The sequence below is a fragment of the Providencia vermicola genome (genome assembly GCF_010748935.1).
Taxonomy (GTDB): Bacteria; Pseudomonadota; Gammaproteobacteria; order Enterobacterales; family Enterobacteriaceae; genus Providencia; species Providencia zhejiangensis.
The window spans coordinates 2,612,169-2,635,093 of record NZ_CP048796.1; the positions used below are offsets into that span (position 1 = coordinate 2,612,169).

The 22,925-nt window shown below is 40.1% G+C and carries 23 protein-coding genes and 3 tRNA genes; 15 read left to right on the plus strand and 11 right to left on the minus strand.

Annotation, left to right across the window (positions count from 1 at the left end; translation table 11 throughout):
• Window positions 1-120 precede the first annotated feature (120 nt).
• The 3 genes from tyrS to anmK form a co-directional block, all read right to left on the minus strand.
• On the minus strand, window positions 121-1,395 hold the full coding sequence (gene tyrS / locus G3341_RS11670; RefSeq protein ID WP_154622763.1) for a tyrosine--tRNA ligase: 1,275 nt from the start codon (window positions 1,393-1,395) through the stop codon (window positions 121-123).
• A gap of 159 nt (window positions 1,396-1,554) precedes the next feature.
• Window positions 1,555-2,208 carry a pyridoxamine 5'-phosphate oxidase gene (pdxH, locus tag G3341_RS11675; RefSeq protein ID WP_154622764.1) on the minus strand — a complete coding sequence of 218 codons (654 nt, stop codon included), beginning with the start codon at window positions 2,206-2,208 and terminating at the stop codon, window positions 1,555-1,557.
• Between the two features lie 24 nt (window positions 2,209-2,232).
• Complete coding sequence (anmK, locus tag G3341_RS11680; protein WP_196713031.1) at window positions 2,233-3,354, minus strand: anhydro-N-acetylmuramic acid kinase; 1,122 nt, start codon at window positions 3,352-3,354, stop codon at window positions 2,233-2,235.
• A gap of 539 nt (window positions 3,355-3,893) precedes the next feature.
• On the opposite strand from anmK, the gene G3341_RS11685 reads away from it, so the two are divergent.
• Window positions 3,894-4,361 (plus strand): glycine zipper 2TM domain-containing protein, encoded by a 468-nt coding sequence (locus tag G3341_RS11685; RefSeq protein ID WP_154622766.1) that lies wholly within the window; start codon window positions 3,894-3,896, stop codon window positions 4,359-4,361.
• Between the two features lie 498 nt (window positions 4,362-4,859).
• Here the strand turns inward: G3341_RS11685 and slyA are convergent, their stop codons facing one another.
• Both slyA and G3341_RS11695 read right to left on the minus strand, forming a co-directional pair.
• Window positions 4,860-5,294: a transcriptional regulator SlyA gene (gene slyA / locus G3341_RS11690; protein ID WP_154635589.1), complete on the minus strand. Its 435-nt coding sequence runs from the start codon at window positions 5,292-5,294 to the stop codon at window positions 4,860-4,862.
• Between the two features lie 543 nt (window positions 5,295-5,837).
• Entirely contained in the window at window positions 5,838-6,077 is a 240-nt protein-coding gene (locus G3341_RS11695) for a DUF1289 domain-containing protein (protein WP_154625076.1), read from the minus strand.
• Window positions 6,078-6,247: 170 nt separating this feature from the next.
• On the opposite strand from G3341_RS11695, the gene gloA reads away from it, so the two are divergent.
• Window positions 6,248-6,655, plus strand: coding sequence for a lactoylglutathione lyase (gene gloA / locus G3341_RS11700; protein ID WP_154625075.1), 408 nt, complete (start codon window positions 6,248-6,250; stop codon window positions 6,653-6,655).
• Between the two features lie 118 nt (window positions 6,656-6,773).
• Complete coding sequence (rnt, locus tag G3341_RS11705; RefSeq protein WP_154625074.1) at window positions 6,774-7,415, plus strand: ribonuclease T; 642 nt, start codon at window positions 6,774-6,776, stop codon at window positions 7,413-7,415.
• A gap of 103 nt (window positions 7,416-7,518) precedes the next feature.
• Here the strand turns inward: rnt and G3341_RS11710 are convergent, their stop codons facing one another.
• On the minus strand, window positions 7,519-7,866 hold the full coding sequence (locus G3341_RS11710; RefSeq protein WP_163861998.1) for a Grx4 family monothiol glutaredoxin: 348 nt from the start codon (window positions 7,864-7,866) through the stop codon (window positions 7,519-7,521).
• Window positions 7,867-8,369: 503 nt separating this feature from the next.
• Between G3341_RS11710 and sodB the strand changes: the two genes are divergently transcribed.
• The gene (gene sodB, locus G3341_RS11715; protein WP_154625072.1) at window positions 8,370-8,948 is read left to right on the plus strand and encodes a superoxide dismutase [Fe]; all 579 of its coding nucleotides are present in this window, start codon (window positions 8,370-8,372) and stop codon (window positions 8,946-8,948) included.
• 77 nt (window positions 8,949-9,025) lie between these two features.
• Here the strand turns inward: sodB and G3341_RS20965 are convergent, their stop codons facing one another.
• On the minus strand, window positions 9,026-9,109 hold the full coding sequence (locus G3341_RS20965; RefSeq protein ID WP_101495216.1) for a YnhF family membrane protein: 84 nt from the start codon (window positions 9,107-9,109) through the stop codon (window positions 9,026-9,028).
• Between the two features lie 281 nt (window positions 9,110-9,390).
• Here G3341_RS20965 and purR point away from each other — a divergent pair, with 281 nt between their 5' ends.
• Window positions 9,391-10,416 (plus strand): HTH-type transcriptional repressor PurR, encoded by a 1,026-nt coding sequence (gene purR, locus G3341_RS11725; protein WP_154625071.1) that lies wholly within the window; start codon window positions 9,391-9,393, stop codon window positions 10,414-10,416.
• Here purR and punR read toward each other — a convergent pair whose 3' ends face one another.
• Window positions 10,417-11,322, minus strand: a complete 906-nt coding sequence (gene punR, locus G3341_RS11730; protein ID WP_154625070.1) for a DNA-binding transcriptional activator PunR — start codon at window positions 11,320-11,322, stop codon at window positions 10,417-10,419.
• A gap of 123 nt (window positions 11,323-11,445) precedes the next feature.
• Between punR and punC the strand changes: the two genes are divergently transcribed.
• The 4 genes from punC to G3341_RS11750 all read left to right on the plus strand — a co-directional run bounded on the left by punC (window position 11,446) and on the right by G3341_RS11750 (window position 15,406).
• Window positions 11,446-12,666, plus strand: a complete 1,221-nt coding sequence (gene punC / locus G3341_RS11735; RefSeq protein ID WP_163862001.1) for a purine nucleoside transporter PunC — start codon at window positions 11,446-11,448, stop codon at window positions 12,664-12,666.
• A 362-nt stretch (window positions 12,667-13,028) separates the two neighbouring features.
• On the plus strand, window positions 13,029-14,177 hold the full coding sequence (cfa, locus tag G3341_RS11740) for a cyclopropane fatty acyl phospholipid synthase (RefSeq protein WP_163862004.1): 1,149 nt from the start codon (window positions 13,029-13,031) through the stop codon (window positions 14,175-14,177).
• 158 nt (window positions 14,178-14,335) lie between these two features.
• The gene (locus G3341_RS11745) at window positions 14,336-15,091 is read left to right on the plus strand and encodes a helix-turn-helix transcriptional regulator (RefSeq protein WP_163862005.1); all 756 of its coding nucleotides are present in this window, start codon (window positions 14,336-14,338) and stop codon (window positions 15,089-15,091) included.
• Window positions 15,092-15,118: 27 nt separating this feature from the next.
• Window positions 15,119-15,406 (plus strand): putative quinol monooxygenase, encoded by a 288-nt coding sequence (locus G3341_RS11750; RefSeq protein ID WP_154625067.1) that lies wholly within the window; start codon window positions 15,119-15,121, stop codon window positions 15,404-15,406.
• A gap of 183 nt (window positions 15,407-15,589) precedes the next feature.
• Here the strand turns inward: G3341_RS11750 and G3341_RS11755 are convergent, their stop codons facing one another.
• Complete coding sequence (locus tag G3341_RS11755) at window positions 15,590-16,246, minus strand: riboflavin synthase subunit alpha (RefSeq protein ID WP_154625066.1); 657 nt, start codon at window positions 16,244-16,246, stop codon at window positions 15,590-15,592.
• 283 nt (window positions 16,247-16,529) lie between these two features.
• On the opposite strand from G3341_RS11755, the gene G3341_RS11760 reads away from it, so the two are divergent.
• From G3341_RS11760 to G3341_RS11785, 6 genes are all read left to right on the plus strand, one after another.
• A complete protein-coding gene (locus G3341_RS11760) occupies window positions 16,530-17,903 on the plus strand; it encodes an MATE family efflux transporter (protein WP_163862008.1) in 1,374 nt (457 codons plus the stop codon).
• Between the two features lie 158 nt (window positions 17,904-18,061).
• Window positions 18,062-18,138, plus strand: a tRNA-Val gene (locus G3341_RS11765).
• A 26-nt stretch (window positions 18,139-18,164) separates the two neighbouring features.
• Window positions 18,165-18,241: transfer RNA gene (locus tag G3341_RS11770), tRNA-Val, on the plus strand.
• 27 nt (window positions 18,242-18,268) lie between these two features.
• Window positions 18,269-18,345 (plus strand) — tRNA-Val (locus G3341_RS11775).
• A 409-nt stretch (window positions 18,346-18,754) separates the two neighbouring features.
• Complete coding sequence (pykF, locus tag G3341_RS11780; protein WP_154625065.1) at window positions 18,755-20,167, plus strand: pyruvate kinase PykF; 1,413 nt, start codon at window positions 18,755-18,757, stop codon at window positions 20,165-20,167.
• Between the two features lie 544 nt (window positions 20,168-20,711).
• Window positions 20,712-20,948: a major outer membrane lipoprotein gene (locus G3341_RS11785; protein ID WP_004919171.1), complete on the plus strand. Its 237-nt coding sequence runs from the start codon at window positions 20,712-20,714 to the stop codon at window positions 20,946-20,948.
• A 106-nt stretch (window positions 20,949-21,054) separates the two neighbouring features.
• Here G3341_RS11785 and G3341_RS11790 read toward each other — a convergent pair whose 3' ends face one another.
• Together G3341_RS11790 and sufE are read right to left on the minus strand one after the other, a co-directional pair.
• On the minus strand, window positions 21,055-22,128 hold the full coding sequence (locus G3341_RS11790; RefSeq protein WP_154625064.1) for a L,D-transpeptidase family protein: 1,074 nt from the start codon (window positions 22,126-22,128) through the stop codon (window positions 21,055-21,057).
• Between the two features lie 270 nt (window positions 22,129-22,398).
• Complete coding sequence (gene sufE, locus G3341_RS11795; protein WP_154625063.1) at window positions 22,399-22,815, minus strand: cysteine desulfuration protein SufE; 417 nt, start codon at window positions 22,813-22,815, stop codon at window positions 22,399-22,401.
• Window positions 22,816-22,925 lie beyond the last annotated feature (110 nt).

The following is a 22,925-nucleotide window of genomic DNA, read 5'->3' on the forward strand; positions in this document are numbered from 1 at the left end:
GTCGATGCAAAGCAATCCGTAAAGCACGTTAAGACATCACACCTGCCAAGTAGCTTGAACTATCACAAGTACAAATAGCCCGAGATTTTCTCGGGCTATTATCACAACGGTTAGTCAGAGTTATTTCCAGTTGATTAAACAGTCGTTTTTCTTACCACGACGAATCAATGTGAAACGACCGAATAAGCGGTCAGAATCATTAAATACATACATAGGGTCAGTTTGTTTCTGACCATTAATGGCTACGGCATTTGAGCTAATCGCTGTTCTTGCTTGGCCACGTGATGGTGTTAGCTCTGAATCAACTAATGCTTGTTGTAAGTCCGCACCATTTTCAAGCGTAATACATGGCATACCATCTTGAGCAAGCTGTTCAAAATCCGCCTCAGTCAAATCAGAAACAGCGCCTGAGAAGAGACTTTCAGTAATACGACGAGCAGCCGCTAAGCCTTCTTCACCATGTACCAGTCGCGTGACATTTTCAGCCAAAACATATTGTGCACGTGGAGCTTTACCACTGTTTTTATCTTCTTCTTCTAAGGCGTCAATTTCACTTAACTCCATGAAAGTGAAGAACTTCAAGAAGCGATAAACATCGGCGTCGGCGGTATTGATCCAGAATTGGTAGAATTTATATGGGCTTGTTTTCTTCGGATCAAGCCACACTGCCCCACCTTCTGTTTTACCAAATTTTGTCCCGTCAGCTTTTGTGATGAGTGGCACCGTCATACCAAAGACTTGGTTTTGATGTAAACGACGGGTTAAGTCGATCCCAGAGGTAATGTTACCCCATTGGTCTGAACCACCAATTTGTAATTCTACGCCGTGCTCTTTGTTCAGATTTGCAAAGTCGTAGCCTTGGAGTAAGTTATAAGCAAACTCAGTAAAAGAGATACCGACATCATCACGATTTAGACGCTGTTTAACGGCTTCTTTATTGATCATCTGGTTAACAGAGAAGTGTTTGCCGATATCACGTAAGAAAGTCAGCACATCCATTTTGCCAAACCAGTCATAGTTATTGGCTAATTTAGCGCTGTTATCGCCACAATCAAAACTCAGGAAAGGCGAAACTTGATTACGGATTTTTTCCACCCACTCTTGGACGGTCTCTGCGGTATTTAATTTACGCTCAGAGGCTTTAAAACTCGGATCACCAATCAGACCCGTCGCGCCACCGACCAACGCCACAGGCTTGTGCCCGGCTAGTTGGAATCGTTTTAAACACAGCAAGGGAACCAGATGTCCCAAATGCAAGCTGTCGGCGGTAGGGTCGAAGCCGCAATAGAGAGAGATAGGGCCTTGCGCCAGTCTCTCTGCTAACGCATCCTCATCCGTTACCTGGGCAACGAGGCCCCGCTCTTGCAATTGTTTAATCAGGTTATTGCTAGACATCAATGACTCCATCAGTTGAATTTTGTCTATCTATTTTTAATAAAAAGCCCCTGAGATGAGAAGACTCTCCCGATCTCATGGGGATCGCTTGTCAGTTTTCGTAAACGAAGCTATAGCATAAAGCGCCTAGCTTTTAAGTGCCAGCTAAAAAACAATTTATTACGGCGCTAACCTATCAATTTTCCATCCGTCCCCATCACGCTGGTAAATAAAACGGTCATGTAAACGATTAGCTCCCCCTTGCCAAAACTCAACACTATTAAAGACCACGCGAAACCCGCCCCAAAAACTAGGAAGAGGTACTTCGCCATTTTGGAATTTTTGTTTTAGCTCTAAAAACTTACCTTCTAAAATACTCCGAGCCGAAATTCTCGATGACTGTTGAGATGCCCAAGCTGCAATTTGGCTATCTTTTGGCCGACTATGAAAATACTTCACCACTTCAATCGGATTCAAACGTTCTGCCACACCTAAAAAACTCACTTGTCGCTCAAGTGGATACCATGGAAAATGTAAGCTCACCTTATTATTTTTTTCTAGATGCTGAGCTTTACGGCTCCCCATATTCGTGTAAAAAACTAACCCTTTTTCATCGAAGTGCTTCAATAACACAATACGTTGATAAGGTTGACCTGTTTCATCAACCGTCGCGACGCACATAGCCGTTGGATCACTGAGATTTGCCTCACAGGCCTGTTTTAACCATCGTTCAAATAATGCCAGAGGTTCTGGCGTTAAATCGGTTCGTCTTAAGCCGCCTTGAGTGTATTCACGGCGTAGTGCTGCAAGCTTTAAGTTTTGTGCGTCGTTCATCGTTGTCTCATTTCCTTAACGCAATTATTTTTCATCGGTATTGGCAGGGTAAATCGCGCCAAGAACAGTGGCACGCTCAGCACCTGTCACTGACGCAAGGTTACCCGGTAGATTCGCGATCGTTCGTGCAGCGAGCCAAGCAAAAGCCAGCGCTTCCATATCATCACCACTTAATCCATATTTATCGCTTGGGCCAACTTCTGTTCCCGGCAGTAACGCAGCAAGGCGCTGCATTAAAAAGGTATTTTTTGCTCCACCACCGCACACGATTAAACGCTCACAGCCACCACAAAGCAATATTTGTTCAGCAATGGACACCGCGGTTAATTCACATAAGGTGGCTTGCACATCTTGAGGTAACAGTGCGGGGAAATTCGCTAAATGTTTATCTAACCATTGCATATTAAAATATTCTCGCCCCGTGCTTTTAGGCGCCGAACGTCTAAAATAGGGATCGCGTAACATCGCTTTAAGTAGTGGTTGATGCACAATTCCCGAGCTTGCCCAATTACCGTTTTCGTCATAGCCACATTGTTTATGACGCCATACCCATATATCCATCAACATATTCCCAGGCCCGGTATCATAACCTTTGACATAAGCGCCTGGCAGTAAAGCTGTAATATTCGATATGCCACCAATATTTAATATAATTCTTTTTTCTATCGCATGACCCAATACCGCTAAATGAAAGGCAGGCACAAGTGGAGCCCCCTGCCCGCCATACGCCATATCTCGCCGTCTAAAGTCACCGACTGTCGTAATACCCGTTAATGCGGCGACCCGATTATTATCACCAAGTTGCATTGTGAAAGGTGCTTCACCATCAGGCTCATGCCAAACTGTTTGCCCATGACAACCTATTGCAATGATATCGGTAGCCGCGACTCCCGTTTTAGCTAGCAACTGGTTCACAGCATCTGCATAAAGAGAACCTAACTCACGATCAATTTTTCCAACTTCAGATAATGTGGTTTCCTGACCTTGGCATATATTGAGAATTCTTTTTTTCAACTCAACAGGAAACGCAATACTAATACTGGATTGCTCAGCAACAAATTTATCGCTGATCGCTGCAAGAACAACATCGACCCCATCTAAGCTGGTTCCTGACATGATCCCTATATAACGACCTTGCTTTATCATTATCGTTCCTTTAGTTAGCGTTACGGCTTGTGAGTTTAAACCTAAAAAGATTGTGCTTTGATGGAAGTTTTTGTCAACCAGACATTGTGATTTCTCGGGCTGACTCGCAGAAAAAAAGAGAGTTAACGAAATAATCCCCTTCTATGTTTAAAATATACGCAAATCTCATTATTTGAACGCACTGATATCTATATATCACTAATTATAATTTAGTGTATAATTACTAAACTGAATAAACTGAATTTAATAAAGACAAAGATAATTGATCGTAAGAACATATTTTTTGTATGATTAATACTCAATTATGATTGTTCATGAATTTGTGTCATGCAAGAATTTAACAAAGTGTGCCTTAGTTTATGAAATATTTCCTACTTTGAGATATTTTACCTAGTGTTTACACTCTGTTTAAATCAGAATCAGTAGTCTTATACCCGTTTTAACTTGACCCAAATGTAACATTCATATTGCGAATATGGTTAAAACAACTATCCAATGCTATGTTAGTGCCACAGACAGCAAGTCTCATAGGAGTAATTATGCTTAAGAAAGTTTTCGTCGGTGTTGTAGCAGTCGTTGTATTATCTGGCTGTGTCAATACCAGTACACTTTCTGGTGATACTATTTCAGCTAAAGACGCTAAACAAGTACAGACTGTAACTTACGGTACTGTATTGAATGCACGCCCTATTACCATCCAAGCTGGTGAAGATGAAAATGTTATCGGTGCGATTGGTGGTGCAGTACTAGGCGGCCTATTGGGTAATACCATTGGTGGCGGTTCTGGTAAAACGCTTGCTACCGCAGCGGGAGCAATTGCGGGTGGCTTAGCCGGCCAACAAGCTCAAGGTGCGCTGAATAAGAGCCAAGGTGTACAATTAGAAATTCGTCTTGATAGCGGTAAAAATATCGTCGTTGTTCAAAAACAAGATCCAAGTGTTTTCCGCTCTGGCCAACGTGTCATGATTGCAAATAGTGGCGGCACAGTCACTGTATCACCACGTTAATAATAATGAGTATATGTTCACCGGTACCCTACCGGTGAACATACTTTTTATCTTAGGGAATTTATAAACTATTTCCGTATAGCCTCTTCATACCTCTAGTTGTCTATATACTCACCTAATTTGTATTTACATCATCTTGGATTCTAATAACCGATTGATAATGTATAAGTGATTTACCACCATCAATTGCCAATCCTATTTGATTTATTGTTTGTTTGCTCTGTGTGACTTATTCCTTAAAAACCAGTTAATCTTACAAAAGTTTATGAATACTAAAGCTTGTCATGAATAGCGCTTTGAATAACTTTTCATCTTTAATTGGTCAATTTAGTTAAAAACGAGTTATTACTAAACAATAAGCTTAATCAATAATTAAATATCAAAAAACATCTATTTAGCAAAAACTCAGAACAATAATGGCCCCAGCAAAATAGAAAATTAATTCTGCTGTAATAATTGAAACACTAATAATACACTTAATTTATTATTAAACTCTAACTACAAATCTCCTTGTAATCTTAAGATATTTTTTTCTAGCTTTAACAATAGAACGGATAATTGACCAAGCTCATCTTGAGATATATTGCCTAAAATTTCTTTCCGTGTGTTATCAATAACTTCATCTACTTTCTTAATAAAAGGTTCAGACTCCTCCGTTAACTTTATTCTTTTCGCACGTCTATCATTGACACAAGTGTGTCGAGATATCAGTTTTTTTTCTTCTAACTGATCAAGTGTTCTCACTAATGATGGCTGCTCAATACCGATAGCTTTTGCGAGTTGAATTTGAGACTGTTCAGGTGGTAATTGACTAATATTGTGCAATGTAATCCAATGCGTTTGCGTTAACTTAAGCGGTTTCAAACGATGATCAATGAGTGATCTCCACATGCGTACCACACGTGATAAATCAGTTCCTATTTGTGACTCCAATGTTCCCTCCTTATATAACACTATTCTGCCTAACAAATATACAACCAATAAATTATTTTTTAAATTATATATTCACTCCCTCTCGCTATGACAACTAATTATTAAAAATAACCATGATAAATACCCATTTATGGTCATAGTCAATCATTTGATTTGTGATTTCCATCATAAATCAAATTCAATTTTCTTATATATTAAATATCATTTTATTCACTAATATGAACTCTCAATTATCTTGTTAATAAGAATAGCCTTACTCTTCTTTCAAATCTATCTATTTTAACCCTTATAGTAATTACAATTAACAATAAAAAAAACAATTCCAAATTACTTCTTAAAAAACAATTAAATATAGTTATTCTTAAAATCATGCTATTTTTAATCACCGACACTTTATTTAATAATTATTTTGAATAACTAAAATTTAATTGAAGAATATGTGTGGTTATTAACTTTTTTGAATTAATTAGAATTGAAATTAATTATATTCGAATAAAATTTACTTTTTAAAATAGTTACTCTCTATTTCAGTTTAGATATCGACTAAAACAGCTCTTGTTGCGTTGAAGGTGGCTCATCTTTTTGTGTTTTAACCGAGATTGAACGAAGGTAGCGCTGGCGACATAAACGTAGAATATTGCGTTTTTGGCTATCTGTAAATTTTAACCACTGAAAGCGTTCTTCCCTCGAACGAAAACAGCCTCGACAATAACCTTGTTCATTGGTTTGACAAATTCCACGACAAGGGCTTTGAATTTCAAAAAACTCGAGTTGCTCCGCCATATTGATATCACCTAACTAAAAACACCCATTAATGATATACTCCATGAATTAGATTATATCTACTATTTGGTTAATAAATAAACCTATTTCATTGTGTTCGATCCTATAGGTGCGTTATATTGATCGTTAAACGATTCAGTTTCACTTAGTTACTTTTAAGGGAGTTCTTTATGCGCTTACTACATACTATGTTACGTGTGACAGATATGCAGCGTTCAATAGATTTTTATACTAAGGTTTTGGGTATGCGTCTACTGCGTACCAGTGAAAACCCTGAGTATAAATATTCGTTGGCATTCGTCGGTTACAGTGACGAAAGTGAAGGTGCAGTCATTGAGCTAACCTATAACTGGGGTGTTGATAGCTACGAGATGGGAACCGCTTTTGGCCATATTGCGCTTGGTGTCGATAATGTTGCTCAAACCTGCGAAGATATTCGTCACGCGGGTGGTAACGTCACTCGAGAAGCAGGCCCTGTAAAAGGGGGCAGCACGATTATTGCTTTTGTTGAAGATCCCGATGGCTACAAAATCGAGTTGATTGAAAATAAAAGTGCCAGTAAAGGCCTAGGTAATTAATTTACCTTGATGAGTGAATCACTAGGCAGTGTGCTTCCTGCCTAGTTTTAGTTTATCTGCAAAATTTTTTTGGCTTTGGCATAATAGCCACTAACCAGAAACCTAATATAAAAACCTAATGTCTGATAAAAATAATCCCAATGCACTCGTTAACCGCTTCAGAGGATACTATCCTGTCGTCATTGATGTGGAAACGGGTGGGTTTAACGCCAAAACGGATGGCCTACTTGAAATTGCCGCCATTACTTTAAAAATGGATAAAGACGGCTGGTTATCCCCTGATGAGACCTTACATTTTCATGTAGAACCCTTTGAGGGAGCAAATTTAGAACCAACAGCTTTAGCCTTCACCGGCATTGATCCCACTAACCCTTTACGTGGTGCAGTTAGTGAATACGACGCTTTGCACGCTATTTTTAAAATGGTACGCAAAGGAATGAAAGCTACCGATTGTAATCGAGCCATTATTGTTGCTCATAATGCGACATTCGATCATAGTTTTGTCATGAATGCAGCTGAACGTGCAGGCTTAAAACGTAATCCATTCCATCCATTTGCCACATTCGATACTGCGGCATTAAGTGGTCTGGTTTTCGGACAAACGATTTTAGCGAAAGCTTGTGTGACAGCGGGTATTCCATTTGATGGCAAGCAAGCTCACGGGGCCTTATATGATACGAATCGTACCGCTCTGTTGTTCTGTGAATTAGTAAATAAATGGAAAAAACTAGGTGGTTGGCCACTCGCAGAGCAAGAGTAACCCCCCCTTAAGCCCCTTAAGATACAAAAAAACCGCATTAGCTTAACCTATGGGGCTAATACGGTTTTTTAGATTTACTCGGCGTTCTTAACTAAGCAGATACTTACTCCGCACGAGTCTCATCCGCAGAGCGATACTTATCAGCAGTTTCTTTAATCAGTGACTGGAGTTCACCGCGCTGATACATTTCCATGATGATATCGCAACCGCCTACTAGCTCACCATCAACCCATAATTGTGGGAAAGTTGGCCAATTAGCGTATTTTGGTAGTTCTGCACGAATATCTGGATTTTGCAGAATATCGACATAAGCGAAACGTTCACCACAAGCAGATAAAGCTTGAACTGCCTGAGCAGAAAAACCACAGCTAGGGAGCTTAGGAGAGCCTTTCATGTACAGAAGGATTGGGTTTTCTTTAATTTGGCGCTCGATTCTTTCAATTGTCGTCATTTTTACTTCCTTAGAACATGGGTGCTGATTTGCAGTCAGTCGCCATCGTCAGCCATTTTCTCAACGATGGCGACTAAGCTAGAATATTTGACCGGAATGTTAAAACGTGATTGTTTCATACAATATGCCAGTTTTACAGGGGTATTACTATAGCACTCCAAGCTGGAAAAAGGGATTTTTTCTAGAATCCCGTTTTAAGTTACACGAACTTCCTTCAGCAAGGCAGAAAAGCGAGATCTTAAACTCTATTGATTAAGATAATTATCTCTATGATTTTAAGGTGTTTTTGTTGAAAAAATTTGGTAATATATGACGCAGAATATCCATGCCTATAACTCGGCAAGCATCTCATGCTATTATTAATCTATTAAAGAATAAGCAAGACCGCATGAACGTTCGGTTCGTGTATAACTCATAGCAAGATATACGTATTAAATTATTTGCTCACTTTTATGAGCACCACACCCATATGTGTTGTTTTAAACGCAAACAAGGAGTACGCAATGTCATTTGAACTTCCCGCTCTACCTTATGCTAAAAATGCGCTAGAACCTTATATCTCGGAAGAAACCTTAGAGTATCACTATGGTAAACACCATAATACCTATGTTGTTAATCTCAACAATTTAGTCAAAGGTACGGCTTTCGAAGGTAAATCACTGGAAGAGATCATCAAGACTTCAGATGCGGGTATTTTTAATAACGCCGCACAGGTTTGGAACCATACTTTTTACTGGCACTGCTTAGCACCAAATGCGGGTGGAGAACCAACCGGTAAAGTTGCTGAAGCCATTAATAAAGCTTTTGGTTCTTTCGCTGAATTCAAACAACAGTTCACAGATGCTGCGATTAAAAATTTCGGTGCCGGTTGGACTTGGCTGGTTCAAAAAACCGATGGCAGCTTAGCTATTGTGAATACATCAAATGCGGCAACCCCTATCTCTGGTGATGATAAACCTATCCTCACTGTCGATATTTGGGAACACGCTTATTACATTGATTACCGTAATGCGCGCCCTAAATACCTAGAGAACTTCTGGGCCTTAGTCAACTGGAAATTCGTTGAAGAAAACCTCGCTTAATCATTTTCTTTAGAGAATAGCTAAAGGGCGAGTCAATACTCGCCCTTCTTAATTTCACCTTTAATTAAACAGTAAAATTAAAAAATATGTACTGCAAAAGCAATGATCACAGCCAAAGAACCTAACGCTGCTAATAGTCCAAATTTAAAATCTGTATCCATGAGTCCCTCTCATCATAACGAACAGTTAACCAGCAAAATAACCATAACTTATACATGGTTAAATAAGTATGACATGACGATTTATAAAAACCAGTGTCTATATCACAGGTTATAACATCAATTATTTCTTTTGTTTTTGCGCTAGATCAGACAAAATCGATAACTAATCGCTAAATTATTGCCAGTTAAGGCACTATGCCTCAATATGTAGGTAATATTAGGTAATTTTTTAATAAGAATTCATAACAAGACCGATTATTGGTCAGGAGTTTTTTTTTCCCATGGCAACGATTAAAGATGTGGCGAAGCGCGCTGGCGTCTCCACCACAACCGTATCCCATGTAATAAACAAAACGCGCTTCGTAGCTGATGATACTAAAGCGGCTGTTTGGGCTGCGATAAAAGAACTCAACTATTCACCGAGTGCTGTTGCTCGTAGTTTGAAAGTTAATCATACAAAATCGATTGGCCTACTCGCGACATCAAGTGAGGCGCCTTATTTTGCTGAAGTGATTGAGTCAGTCGAGAATAGTTGCTATGAGAAAGGTTATACCCTTATTTTATGTAACTCTCATAATAACTTAGGTAAGCAACAAGCTTACTTACAAATGCTTGCGCAAAAGCGTGTTGATGGGCTACTCGTCATGTGTTCTGAATATCCCGATAAACTAATCCATATGCTGGAAGATTATCGCAATATTCCTATGGTCGTCATGGACTGGGGCACTTCCCGTGGTGATTTTACCGACAGTATCATTGATAACTCTTTTCATGGCGGTTACCTCGCAGGTCGTTATTTAATTGATCGGGGTCACCGTGACATCGGCGTGATCCCTGGCTCTTTAGAACGCAACACCGGTATTGGTCGACTGACGGGGTTTAAAAAAGCCATGGAAGAAGCGAAAGTGACTTTACGTGATGAATGGATCGTGCAAGGCGACTTTGAACCAGAATCTGGTTATAAAGCAATGATGCAGATCTTAAGTAATAAGCAAAAACCTACTGCCGTGTTCTGTGGCGGTGACATTATGGCGATGGGCGCAATTTGCGCTGCGGATGAGATGGGATTGCGTGTTCCTCAAGACATTTCTATCATTGGCTATGATAATGTGCGCAATGCGCGTTATTTTACTCCCGCGTTGACGACTATCCACCAGCCTAAAGAGCGTCTAGGCCAGATGGCATTCGCTATGCTGCTTGATCGTATTGTGAACAAGCGCGAAGATGCACAAACGATTGAAGTCCATCCTCGCCTAGTTGAGCGTCGTTCTGTCGCTGACGGACCATTTATTGACTACCGTCGTTAATTAAGGCGCTAACCATTCGGCGTTGAGTGTTTCACTATCCCCAAGATATTCAAGTAACCAACTCAACGCCGGTGATGTATTCTTTTCCACCCACGTTAAACAGCAAGGACTCGGAGGGAATGGCTGAGATAGCTGCAATTGGGCTAATTTCCCCTCATCACAAAAGGGCTTTGCTCGGTGCTCAGGTACCATGCCAACACATAAGCCATTAACAAGACATGTCATACCATTTTCCCAAAATGGCACCACTAAACGCCGCTGATTATCTAATGCCCATGTATCTCTTTTCGGCAAGTTACGTGAGGTATCTTCAAGGCATAAACTTGGGTATTCGCGCATTTGATCGTCTGTCAATTTTCCTTTTAGCTGTGCCAGAGGATGGTTTGGACTGGCCACACAACGCCATGACATAAACCCCATATCACGAAAACTATAACGCTCTCCGATGGGTGAAGCACGCGTCGCACCAATCGCAACATCAACACGCCCATCGGCGAGTGCATCCCATACGCCGTTAAACACTTCAGGATGAATATATAATTCGATATCAGGAAAATGACGATAGAAATCTAAGATCAGTTGCTCTGTTCGCTGAGGTTTGACAATACAATCTACCGCGATACTAAACTGCCCTCGCCAACCATTTGCTGCCTGTTGACATTGGTGACGCGTTTGTATCATTTTTTTGATAACGGAGCGACTTTGCTTGATGAAAATCTCCCCTGCCTCAGTTAAGGCAACATCGCGGTGACGACGTTCAAAGATAGGTACAGCAAGCCATTCCTCTACTTGCTTAACCGTATAGCTAATTGCTGAAGGAACACGATGCAGTTCTTCCGCAGCGCCACTAAAACTTCCCGTTCTTGCAACGGCATCAATAACTTCTAGAGCATGAGCTGACCACATAATGATACCTTTCAAAAATTTTGATAGCAGATTCCAAATATTACCGTTTCACAATGTAAAAATACAACCTATAAAATAGAGTCTCTGTTAACAATTATGTAAATTCTGGATAAGTAAGCTTCCATGACAAATTCTGCGACAAAAAACTCCCCAGGCTTTATGCTTTACCTTGCTGGTTTGAGTATGCTTGGTTTTTTAGCCATCGATATGTACCTGCCTGCATTTGGTTCAATGCAAACGGCATTAAACACTTCTGAAGGTGCGATTAGTGCTTCTTTGAGCATTTTCTTAGCTGGTTTTGCCTTTGCACAACTTTTGTGGGGGCCATTATCTGACAAACTGGGACGCAAACCGATATTGATCGCAGGTTTATCGTTATTCATTGTGAGCTGTTTAGGCATTTTATGGGTAACGGATGCGACTCAACTCCTTATTTTGCGTTTTTTACAAGCGGTTGGCGTCTGTAGTGCGGCTGTGCTCTGGCAAGCTCTGGTCATTGACCGCTATGATGCTGCGAGCACTCAAAAAGTCTTTGCTTCGATTATGCCTTTAGTGGCTCTTTCTCCGGCTTTAGCACCGTTATTAGGTGCATGGGTTCTTGAACATTATGATTGGGAAATTATTTTTATTGTCTTAATGGCTGTTGGTATTTTATTGTTAATTCCAACCCTGTTATTGAAAAAGAATCCTTCAAAAGACATGACGGTGGATTCCCATGACCAAGAATCTATTTCGTTTTTAAAACTACTGGGTTCACGTATCTATAGTGGTAACGTGTTAGTCTACGCTTCATGTAGTGCGGGTTTTTTTGCTTGGTTAACAGGTTCACCATTTATTTTAAGAAATATGGGTTTTAACCCTGCTGATATTGGTTTGAGCTACATCCCACAAACGCTAGCATTTATTATTGGTGGTTATGGCTGCCGTTTTCTATTAATCAAAATTCGTGCTGAAATATTATTTCCATTACTGTTGGTCGGTTATGCGGTGAGCATGTCGATACTCTTTTTGATGGCGATATACACAACACCGAGCCTCACCATGATCTTAATTCCATTCTGTTTTATGGCAGCAATGAATGGGGCGTCTTATCCAATCGCGGTGTCAAAAGCACTCAATACCTATCCACAGGCTAGCGGTAAAGCCGCTGCATTACAAAATGCTTTGCAACTTGGTTTATGTTTTTTAGCCAGTTTATTGGTTTCAGCGTTACCTTTCGATCCTTTATTATCGACAACCGGTGTCATGGCGGTGACCATCATACCGATGGTTATTGGTTATTTTATGCAATATACAAAAGATTGCACCAAACAGACTAATGAAAGAACAAGTTATCAGAATTAACAACCTGTTAACTCATCAGCCACTGCTTTGTCGTGGCTGATTTCCTCAAAAAACCCTCTTCCGACCATCTTTCTATGATTATCCACACCTTATCTGATACTCTAATTCAGTGTTATCGCTTAAAATTCTCCTTTTTTACCAAAAGTGACATTTTTCGCCATTGTTAAATAAAATTATCACTTCTATACTCGGATAATACTTAGTCCGAAGTGATTTTTGAGTTAATACGATATTCATGGTTTAAACTCAGGGCGCGACGGTATAAATGCGTTCCTGTCTTTGTGAAGCAATTCTTCGCAATCCTACACCTTCAGCAAGCTGAAATTCTATCTCAAAAACCTTCATCTCAAGTTGGAGAGCATATGAGCACTTGTGTAGATGAAACCAAAACTAAAGTTTCTAATTGGCAAAGAATCGCAGAATCTTTATTAAATCAAGCTGGAATTGAAATAAACGGCTCTAGACCGTTCGACATCCAAATACATAATACTGATTTTTATAAAAGGGTTCTGCAAAAAGGTTCTCTCGGTCTAGGCGAGAGTTACATGGACGGTTGGTGGGACTGTGAACGCTTGGATATCTTTTTTTATAAAGTTTTAAAAGCCAAGCTTGATACAAAGCTGCCAAATAACCTCACAGATATCATGAAAATCGCCATGGCGCGCCTACGAAATTTGCAAACAGAAAAACGCTCTTGGATTGTTGGGGAAGAACATTATGATTTGGGAAATGATCTTTTTACCCTAATGCTAGATCCTTATATGCAATATTCTTGTGGCTATTGGAATCATGCAACGACACTTGAGCAAGCACAAGAAAATAAATTAGATTTAATCTGTCGCAAATTGCAAATTGAGCCGGGTATGCGTCTGTTAGATATTGGATGCGGATGGGGTGGCCTAAGTGCTTATGCTGCACGCCATTATGGCGCATCTGTTACCGGTGTTACCATTTCTAAAGAACAACAAAAATTGGCTCAAGAACGTTGCGCTGGCCTAGATGTTAATATTATTTTGCAAGACTATCGCGAACTAAATGATAAATTCGATCGTATCGTTTCTGTCGGTATGTTCGAACATGTTGGACCTAAAAATTATGCAACCTATTTTGATGTAGCACGCCGCAATATTAAAGACGATGGCTTATTTTTGTTACATACCATTGGCTCTAATAAAAATAAGGTAAATGTCGACTCATGGATCGGTAAATATATATTCCCCAATGGCGTACTTCCTTCCATTCAAAATATAGGTCAATCCAGTGAAGGAAAATTTGTCATGGAAGATTGGCATAATTTTGGTGCTGATTATGACAAAACGCTCATGGCTTGGTATGAGCGCTTTTTAAATAGCTGGCCTGAATTAAGCGAGAATTATACGCCTCGCTTTAAACGTATGTTTAGCTATTATTTAAATTCCTGTGCTGGTGCTTTTCGAGCCAGAGATATTCAGCTATGGCAAATTCTCTGGAGCCCCAATGGGGTCAGCGGCGGAATGAGAGTACCACGTTAATTAACCAAGCGAGTATTCTTTAAAACCGTCGTTAAGGCTCTATTATTGAGAAAAAATCTCTTGATAGAGCCTTAATTTCGTCGTGAGTATTAATTTATTAGTCTTTCGACTAAAAAACGTTATTATATGTTATCTTAATAACTCTTTACGTATAGACTATGCTCAAACAGTATTATCCACCAGCTGAATTGAATGGTTTTATTAGCTCCATCTTAATTTTTAAAAAATTTACTAAACCCATTAAAATTTTTCCTGGTACTGGCGCTGAGATTTGGGTTTCCACCAAAGAGTTACATTTATCAACAGCACAACAACAACAAGTTAGCCAATATCAACTTGTCATTCCCCGAGTCGAGACATTTACAGCAAAACCGAATCAAGGAAAATTAATTATATTACGTGTGCGTCATGATGCGGTGCGTTTTTTACTGCCTGAACGTACTTTAGCTTACACGGATAATCCCACCTCGCTTGAGAGCATATGGTCAGAACCTTGGTATCAAAACTTAATCAATGCTTCTTTTAAAGAGCTATTAGAATGTTTTACTGTGACTAAGGCCTCAAAACAGCATCAATTAGTCGATGATATATTGGCTATTCTCTATCGCCATCCAAACAAAAAGATTAACGATATTGCCGATGAAATGGGATATAGTGCACGTTTTATCCAAAAAGAATTTGTCAAAGAATATGGGATCACGCCTAAAAGATATCAGATAAATTGCCGTTTAGAACAATTACTTAAAAGCATGCTTCACGAGCAAGATACCTATCGTTGGCTGGAAACAGGCTATTATGATCAGTCTCACTTTTACCGTGATTTTAAGCGTTATTTTACCATGACCCCGTCCGCCTTCTTAAAGTCCAGCTATTCGTTTTTTTACAATACAAAAGCCAAGTACCCTTTAAGATAGTTCTCAATACACATTAAGGAGAACGGAATGAGTATTGTTGTATATGCACAAATCACAACGGAAAATAAGGATGGGTATTTAACCAAGGATATTATCAAAAATTTAGCTAAATTAAGTCGACGTGAACAAGGGTGTATCAAATACGACCTCTTCACTAAAGATGATGGCTACATTGTTTTTGAAGAATGGGAAAGTGCTGATGCTCTTGAGATGCATAAAAAATCAGCGCATTTTAAACTGTTGGTTGAAGCTATTGAACGTGATAATGCAAGCATCTCGATTAATTTTAGTGAAAATTATCAATGCAAAGATTAATTAAGTAAGTTAATGGCAAGGGCTGCAAAGCGCCCCCTCACCGTTAACTTTTCAAACAAATAGGTTTTCACGCTAATGCATAACACCTTTAATTTGTTTGAATTTTTTAATGCTATAACCGCCGTTGATCTTACGGTGTTATAGCATTTTAAGTAAGCCTCACTGCCTACCCCGCTCGGGTATTTAACTATCGCTCTCTTGTGTAAGCGCTTCTTGGGCTTTCTTTTCTTGTTCTTTCTGCGCTAAAACCCTTTCCACTGTATCTACAATGGCTTGCGTTTGTGGGTCTATTTCTATATTCACTTTGTCCCCTAAGCGTTTTTTACCTAATGTCGTTCTTGCTAGGGTTTCAGGAATTAAATGAACACAAAAACGATTATTGATAACATCGCCTACCGTTAGGCTTATACCATCAATCGCAACAAACCCTTTGTGCAAAATATATTTCATCAGCGATTTGTCATAAATAGACAGCCAAATTTGATGGTTATCTTCTGAGGTGAAAATTTTGCTAATTTCCGCGGTCGTCACAATGTGTCCTGATACCACATGACCACCTATTTCATCACCATATTTCGCGGCTCTTTCGATATTAACGACATCGCCAACTTTCAATTCGCCAAGATTGGTCAGCCTTAATGTTTCCTTGATGAGATCAAAACTAACATACTCGCCATCTATTTTTGTCACGGTCAAGCAACAACCATTATGCGCAACTGAAGCGCCGGTTTCTAACCCGACAAGTAGTTCTGGTGTAAATTTCATCACATGGGTACGAAAATTCGCTCTTTCCGTGACCTCAATAATTGGGGCTGTGCCTTGAACAATACCTGTAAACATAATGATTCTCAGTGCTGTGAATTGATAGACTCAGTTTACCTGACATTTCTTAGAGATCTACCTAATTTGAGTGGTTTTATCTAACCTCGTAATGAATTCTTCTAGGCCATCACACTTGTCTATTAATGACTTTATTTGATATTCAGACTTGCGAGCCATTGGATTAAATTATTAAAAGAGTTAAAATATAACGTTGCTATTAACTATTTGATATATCAAAAATCATTAGCATTTCTTTTTCTAAATTCTATTAATCAGTGTTTATTACTCTAAAGGTGTATGCGTGCAGAAATATTTTACAGAAGCGCGTAGCTTGCTAGCTCTCGGCATTCCGATCATTCTTGCCCAATTTTCACAAACTGCAATGGGTTTTGTGGATACCGTCATGGCAGGTAGCGTCAGTGAAACTGAGATGTCAGCAGTTGCAGTCGGATTTTCTATCTGGCTGCCAGCTATTCTTTTTGGTCAAGGGCTATTAATGGCATTGACACCTATCGTCGCTCAGATGAATGGTTCCGGTCGCCGTAATTTAATTGGTAATCAAATTCAGCAGGGATTATGGCTCGCCTTCTTTCTTTCACTTGGCGTGATTTTTTTACTTTATAATAGCAAGTTAATCATCGGCAACATGCCACATATTGATGAAGAACTGGCAGATAAATCGGTTCGTTTCTTGCATGCCATTATGTGGGGGGCGCCTGGTTATTTATTTTATCAAGTGTTCCGTAGCCAGTGTGAAGGCCTGTCAAAAACCAAACCGGGGATGGTGATTGGTTTTCTGGGTCTAATGGTTAACATTCCGATTAACTACATCTTTATTTATGGCCATTTTGGTGCGCCTGCGTTAGGTGGCGTGGGTTGTGGTGTTGCAACGGCGTCGGTTTATTGGGTTATGTGTTTAATGATGCGTTGGTATGTTCGAAGAGCGCCGACACAACGTGATATTAGAGCGACCCAACGATTTGCGTCCCCTAACCCACAAATTATGAAACGTATTTTTGTATTAGGTGTACCTATTGGTTTAGCGTTGTTCTTTGAAGTGACATTATTTGCCATCGTTGCCTTGATGGTCGCGCCATTAGGTGTTGTCGCTGTAGCGGGTCACCAAGTTGCATTAAACTTCAGCTCAGTGATGTTTATGTTCCCATTGTCATTAGGCATTGCAGCGACGATTCGTGTTGGCTATAACCTTGGGCAGCAATCCACTGAGGCCGCCAAAGTCTCCTCTTATACCAGTTTGGTTGTTGGGTTATTAGTCGCTTGCATGACGGCGATCCTCACTGCAACCTTACGTGAACCTATCGCCTTAATGTATAACAAGAGTCCTGAAGTCGTCGTACTGGCTTCAAGCTTAATGCTATTTGCAGCCATTTATCAGTTATCGGATTCAGTACAAGTTATCGGTGCAGGTATCCTACGTGGCTATAAAGATACTCGTTCTATTTTCTTTATTACTTTTACCGCCTATTGGATTTTAGGGTTACCTATTGGGTATGTGCTCGCTTTAACAGATATCCTATTGCCAGCGATGGGGCCTCAAGGTTTTTGGATTGGCTTTATTGTTGGTCTGAGCGCTGCCGCTATCGGTATGGCAACGCGTATTTGGTGGATCCATAAACAACCTGATAGCGTTGTGCTGTTACGATCAACACGCTAGTTGAGCGAATAATCAGCAAATTATCGTATTGGGGAATGTATTTTCGACTTAGTCGCTGTAAATACGAGCAAACTATCACGAAAATACATTTTCCCCTTGCCAGAACGGCGACAGAAAGTTAATATTCGTTCCCGTTGTCACCCAGACAATTTTGAAATGCGTCCGTAGCTCAGTTGGTTAGAGCACCACCTTGACATGGTGGGGGTCGGTAGTTCGAGTCTACTCGGACGCACCATTCAAAAACGTCAATGAAATCATAATGCGTCCGTAGCTCAGTTGGTTAGAGCACCACCTTGACATGGTGGGGGTCGGTAGTTCGAGTCTACTCGGACGCACCATTTCAAAGACGTCAACGAAATTGTAATGCGTCCGTAGCTCAGTTGGTTAGAGCACCACCTTGACATGGTGGGGGTCGGTAGTTCGAGTCTACTCGGACGCACCATCTTATCATTCTCTAGTATCATCAATATCCGCTTATATTCATGCATTAGTGCACATAACTTGATTTTGTTGCGCAACTTCCCATCTTAAAACCATCATTTTTTGATCTGAAATATCCCTTCGCTCAATTTTGTAAAATTTGATTTGTCTCACAGTTTTTTGTTGTCTATAATAAGCTCACTAGCTGAAAGGTTTCATCAAAAATAAATCAGTAAGTTAGCTTTAGTGATTTAGGTTACAATAACAATAATTTACATAAAAAATGAGATCTAATTCACAACATAATTGGATTAAACACCAGACCGTCGCCTATTCTTAATACAATGTGTTGCGCAACTTTTAATATTCTGCGCACCGTAAATAAGCCGGCGACGATACCGATTTCCTTTATAACCTTTAGATAGACTGCCATGAAAAAAACCAAAATTGTTTGTACCATCGGCCCAAAAACCGAATCAGAAGAAAAATTGAGTCAACTTCTTGATGCAGGCATGAATGTCATGCGTCTTAACTTCTCCCACGGCGACTATGAAGAACATGGTCAACGTATCAAAAACCTACGCGCAGTCTGTGCGAGAACAGGCAAACAAGCCGCTATCCTGCTTGATACTAAAGGACCAGAAATCCGCACAATGAAACTCGAAGGCGGTAATGACGTTTCTTTAGTCGCTGGTCAAACTTTCACATTCACGACAGACACCTCAGTCATCGGTAATAAAGATAAAGTTGCCGTAACCTATGCGGGTTTAACGTCTGATCTGAATGCTGGTGATACCGTTTTAGTTGATGATGGTTTGATTGGTATGAAAGTGAAAGATGTCACCGCAACAGAAGTTATCTGTGAAGTCTTAAATAATGGTGACTTAGGCGAGAAAAAAGGCGTTAACCTACCAGGCGTATCTATCGGCCTACCTGCTCTCGCAGAAAAAGATAAAGAAGACTTGGTGTTTGGTTGTGAACAAGGCGTTGATTTTGTCGCTGCCTCTTTTATCCGTAAACGTTCTGACGTTGAAGAAATTCGTGCGCATCTGAAAAAACATGGCGGCGAGAATATTCAAATTATCTCAAAAATTGAGAACCAAGAAGGTTTAAATAATTTTGATGAGATCCTTGAAGCTTCTGACGGTATCATGGTTGCTCGTGGAGATTTGGGTGTTGAGATCCCAGTAGAAGAAGTCATTTTCGCGCAAAAAATGATGATTGAAAAATGTATTGCTGCACGCAAAGTGGTTATCACAGCAACACAAATGTTAGATTCAATGATCAAAAACCCTCGCCCTACTCGTGCCGAAGCGGGTGACGTAGCGAACGCTATCCTCGATGGTACCGATGCCGTGATGCTTTCTGGTGAAAGTGCGAAAGGTAAATACCCTATTGAAGCAGTCACTATCATGGCAACGATTTGTGAGCGTACTGACCGTGTTATGCCTTCACGTATCGATAACCAAAAACCTGGTCAGCGTTTACGCGTCACCGAAGCCGTTTGCCGTGGTGCAGTAGAAATGTCACAAAAATTGGAAGTACCACTGATCGTTGTGGCAACTTTCGGTGGTAAATCTGCAAAATCGGTCCGTAAATATTTCCCTACCGCACCAATTTTAGCATTGACCACCAATGAAGAGACGGCGCGTCAGCTGTTATTGGTAAAAGGGGTTATTCCAATGATGGTCGGTGGATTCACGTCAACAGATGACTTCTATCGTGAAGGTAAACGTGCAGCGCTAAATAGTGGTCTCGCTAAAGAAGGTGATGCCATTGTCATGGTTTCTGGCGCACTCGTACCAAGTGGAACAACAAATACTTCATCAGTACACGTTTTATAATCGTAATATTACCTATAGCATGACTTTACTATAGGCACTCCGATTATCTTTGAAACGGGAAAAACTCACTTTTTCCCGTTTTTTTATTTATCTCCGACATTTCAATAACACAATTCACAGGACTTTGTCCTAGCGCAATAAACAGGTCGTCGTTATCCGCTAATTTCAGACTAATACTATTCGTCTAATATAGAAGGCTATTTTGGTTTAACATAAAATGCTTTCATTAGATAACTTTTTAATTTATGACATTATTGCAATCTATTATTCATTTGCTATATTAGACTAATATCTGAGAGCTAACTGAGTTCTACCGAATAATAGCCTTGAGAGTTAAAAATTAATTTTCTTATTTTTCCTACTATCTGGCGTAAAGTATTTCTAGCAAAACTGGAAATTAAGTACTAGCATAAGACTAAGTGGGTACCATTCCACAACACATTAAGTGTTAAAGTGGATAAGTAGATGTGGAGCAATCTAATATCTATTTTGTTGGTAGCTTACTTTGATATTTTCAAGATAAATCTATCTAGAGGGTAAAATAATGATTCGTACTAAAATTGTACTGGGCTCTATCGTATTAGCTTCAGCATTACTGGCGGGTTGTTCTAACAGCACTGAAGTGCAAAAACTCTCTTCAGACGTGCAAACTCTGAATGGTAAAGTTGATCAACTGAGCAACGATGTTCAGACTATCCGTGCTGAAGTACAAGCTGCACAACAAGAAGCAGCTCGTGCTAACCAACGTCTTGATAACCAAGTTCGTTCTTACAAAAAGTAAGTTTAAATTAGCTGCGATATAGCAAGTATGTTTTGATATCGTACAATAAATAATAATAAGAGGGCCTAATTTTTAGGCCCTTATTTTTTGTACTTTAAAACCCCAATCAGTGGCTTTCAGACTCCTGATACACAGGCTGAGGCTGTGTAATGGTAAACTGATCGATCGGTTTTAATTCAGGATAATGTCCCTGATCAGAAGCTTCCTCACTCTTTTCTGGTTCGTTGACTGCGTATTCAGGTTCATATTGTCTCTCTACGCCCTGCTCTGCATTCACCTTCACAGGCAACCCTGAACGTCTTGCCAGCTCTTTTTCCACTAAGGATTTATCAATGCCTTCATTCTCAAGGAAACGTTTGAAATCATCAGATAGCGGGATAGGCATCGTTTGGGGATCATCTGTCGCTTTCTTCGAAAGGGGTTGGTGTACTTCAATATAGTAGCTACCATCTGGCTCTTTGGAATACTTAACAGGCTGGTTAATAACCTGAACGCGCGTTCCTTTAGGTACCGTTTTAAACAAGGCTTCAATATCATCAGGGCGTAAACGAATACATCCCGAGCTCACACGCATACCAATCCCAAAATCGGCATTAGTCCCATGAATTAAGTATTCACCTCTGCCGTAGGCTAAGCGTAGTGCATAGAGTCCCATTGGGTTATCTGGCCCAGCAGGTACTACCGCTGGTAATGTAATACCTTCTTTTGCATAATTTTTACGAATATTGGCTGTAGGTGTCCACGTCGGATCTTTAATTGATTGACTAACCGACGTCACCATTTCCGGTGTGTCACGACCTAATTGACCAATACCGATCGGGTAGACGACCACTTCTTGGCTACCAGCAGGATAGTAATAGAGCCTTAATTCAGCAAGGTTGATAACAATGCCCGTTCTAGGCGTGGCGGGGAGTAACATTTGAGTTGGGATAATCAACTCTTTTCCCGCTTCCGGTAAATAAGGATCAGTACCTGGGTTCGCTTCTAACATCGCAAGTAAACCGATTTGATATTCACTGGCGATCATTTCTAGCGAACGCCCATCATCAGGTACGACATAACGCGCATTTTCCCCGATAAGACGCGTATTGCTATCTGGTAATGGATAATCCATTGCTTGCACTGGCGACAGCAATGCACTCGCTATAAACAAACTTGCTACAGTTAACGCTTTCTTCATACCGACTCCAGGGAATAATACCATATGCATACTCTAATTATTCAAGGTGCAACTTAAAGCCTCATGAGTATACCGTTTAGTGAGAGATGTACATAATAGCAACTATATTACATATCTTTAATAGCTATTAAATATTTTAGGCTGTAACCGCTGCCGTGGGCTGACGAAACGACATACAATCATTAATGAATAGGTTAACAATTCACTTAAGTACCGTTGATAGGAATAACACGAAAAAAGAGCAGGGAAATGCATTCCCCTGCTTACCGCTTATTGTAACTCGGTTGCTCGAGACAAAATGGTACGGATCATTGCATTTAACCCTTGAGTGCGTGACGGGGTTAAATGCTGCTCTAAAGCAAGTTGCGAAAAAAATGCTTTTACATCTAACGACAGAATATCTGCTGCTGTTTTATCCTGAAAAAGAATAATGACTATTGCCACTAACCCTTTCACAATAGCTGCATCACTGTCACCAGCAAAATGAATGCGGCCATCCGCTTGCTTTTGCATGTCTATCCATACTTGGCTCTGACAACCTGCAATCAGGTTCTTGTCACTACGCTGTTGCTCTGTTAATGCCGTTAAACGTCCACCAAGCTCTATCATATACAGATAACGCTCTTCCCAGTTTTGGCAACGTGCAAAATTCCGTAGCAATTTATGTTCATCGGGTAAAGCAGGCATACTTCTTTCCTTAAAAAGTCACAAATGTATCTAAGCTTAGTTGGCCTGATTAACGCTTTGTTTATTATCGATTCATGATGGAGATAAGGCTAACTCAGTACAAAACTCGT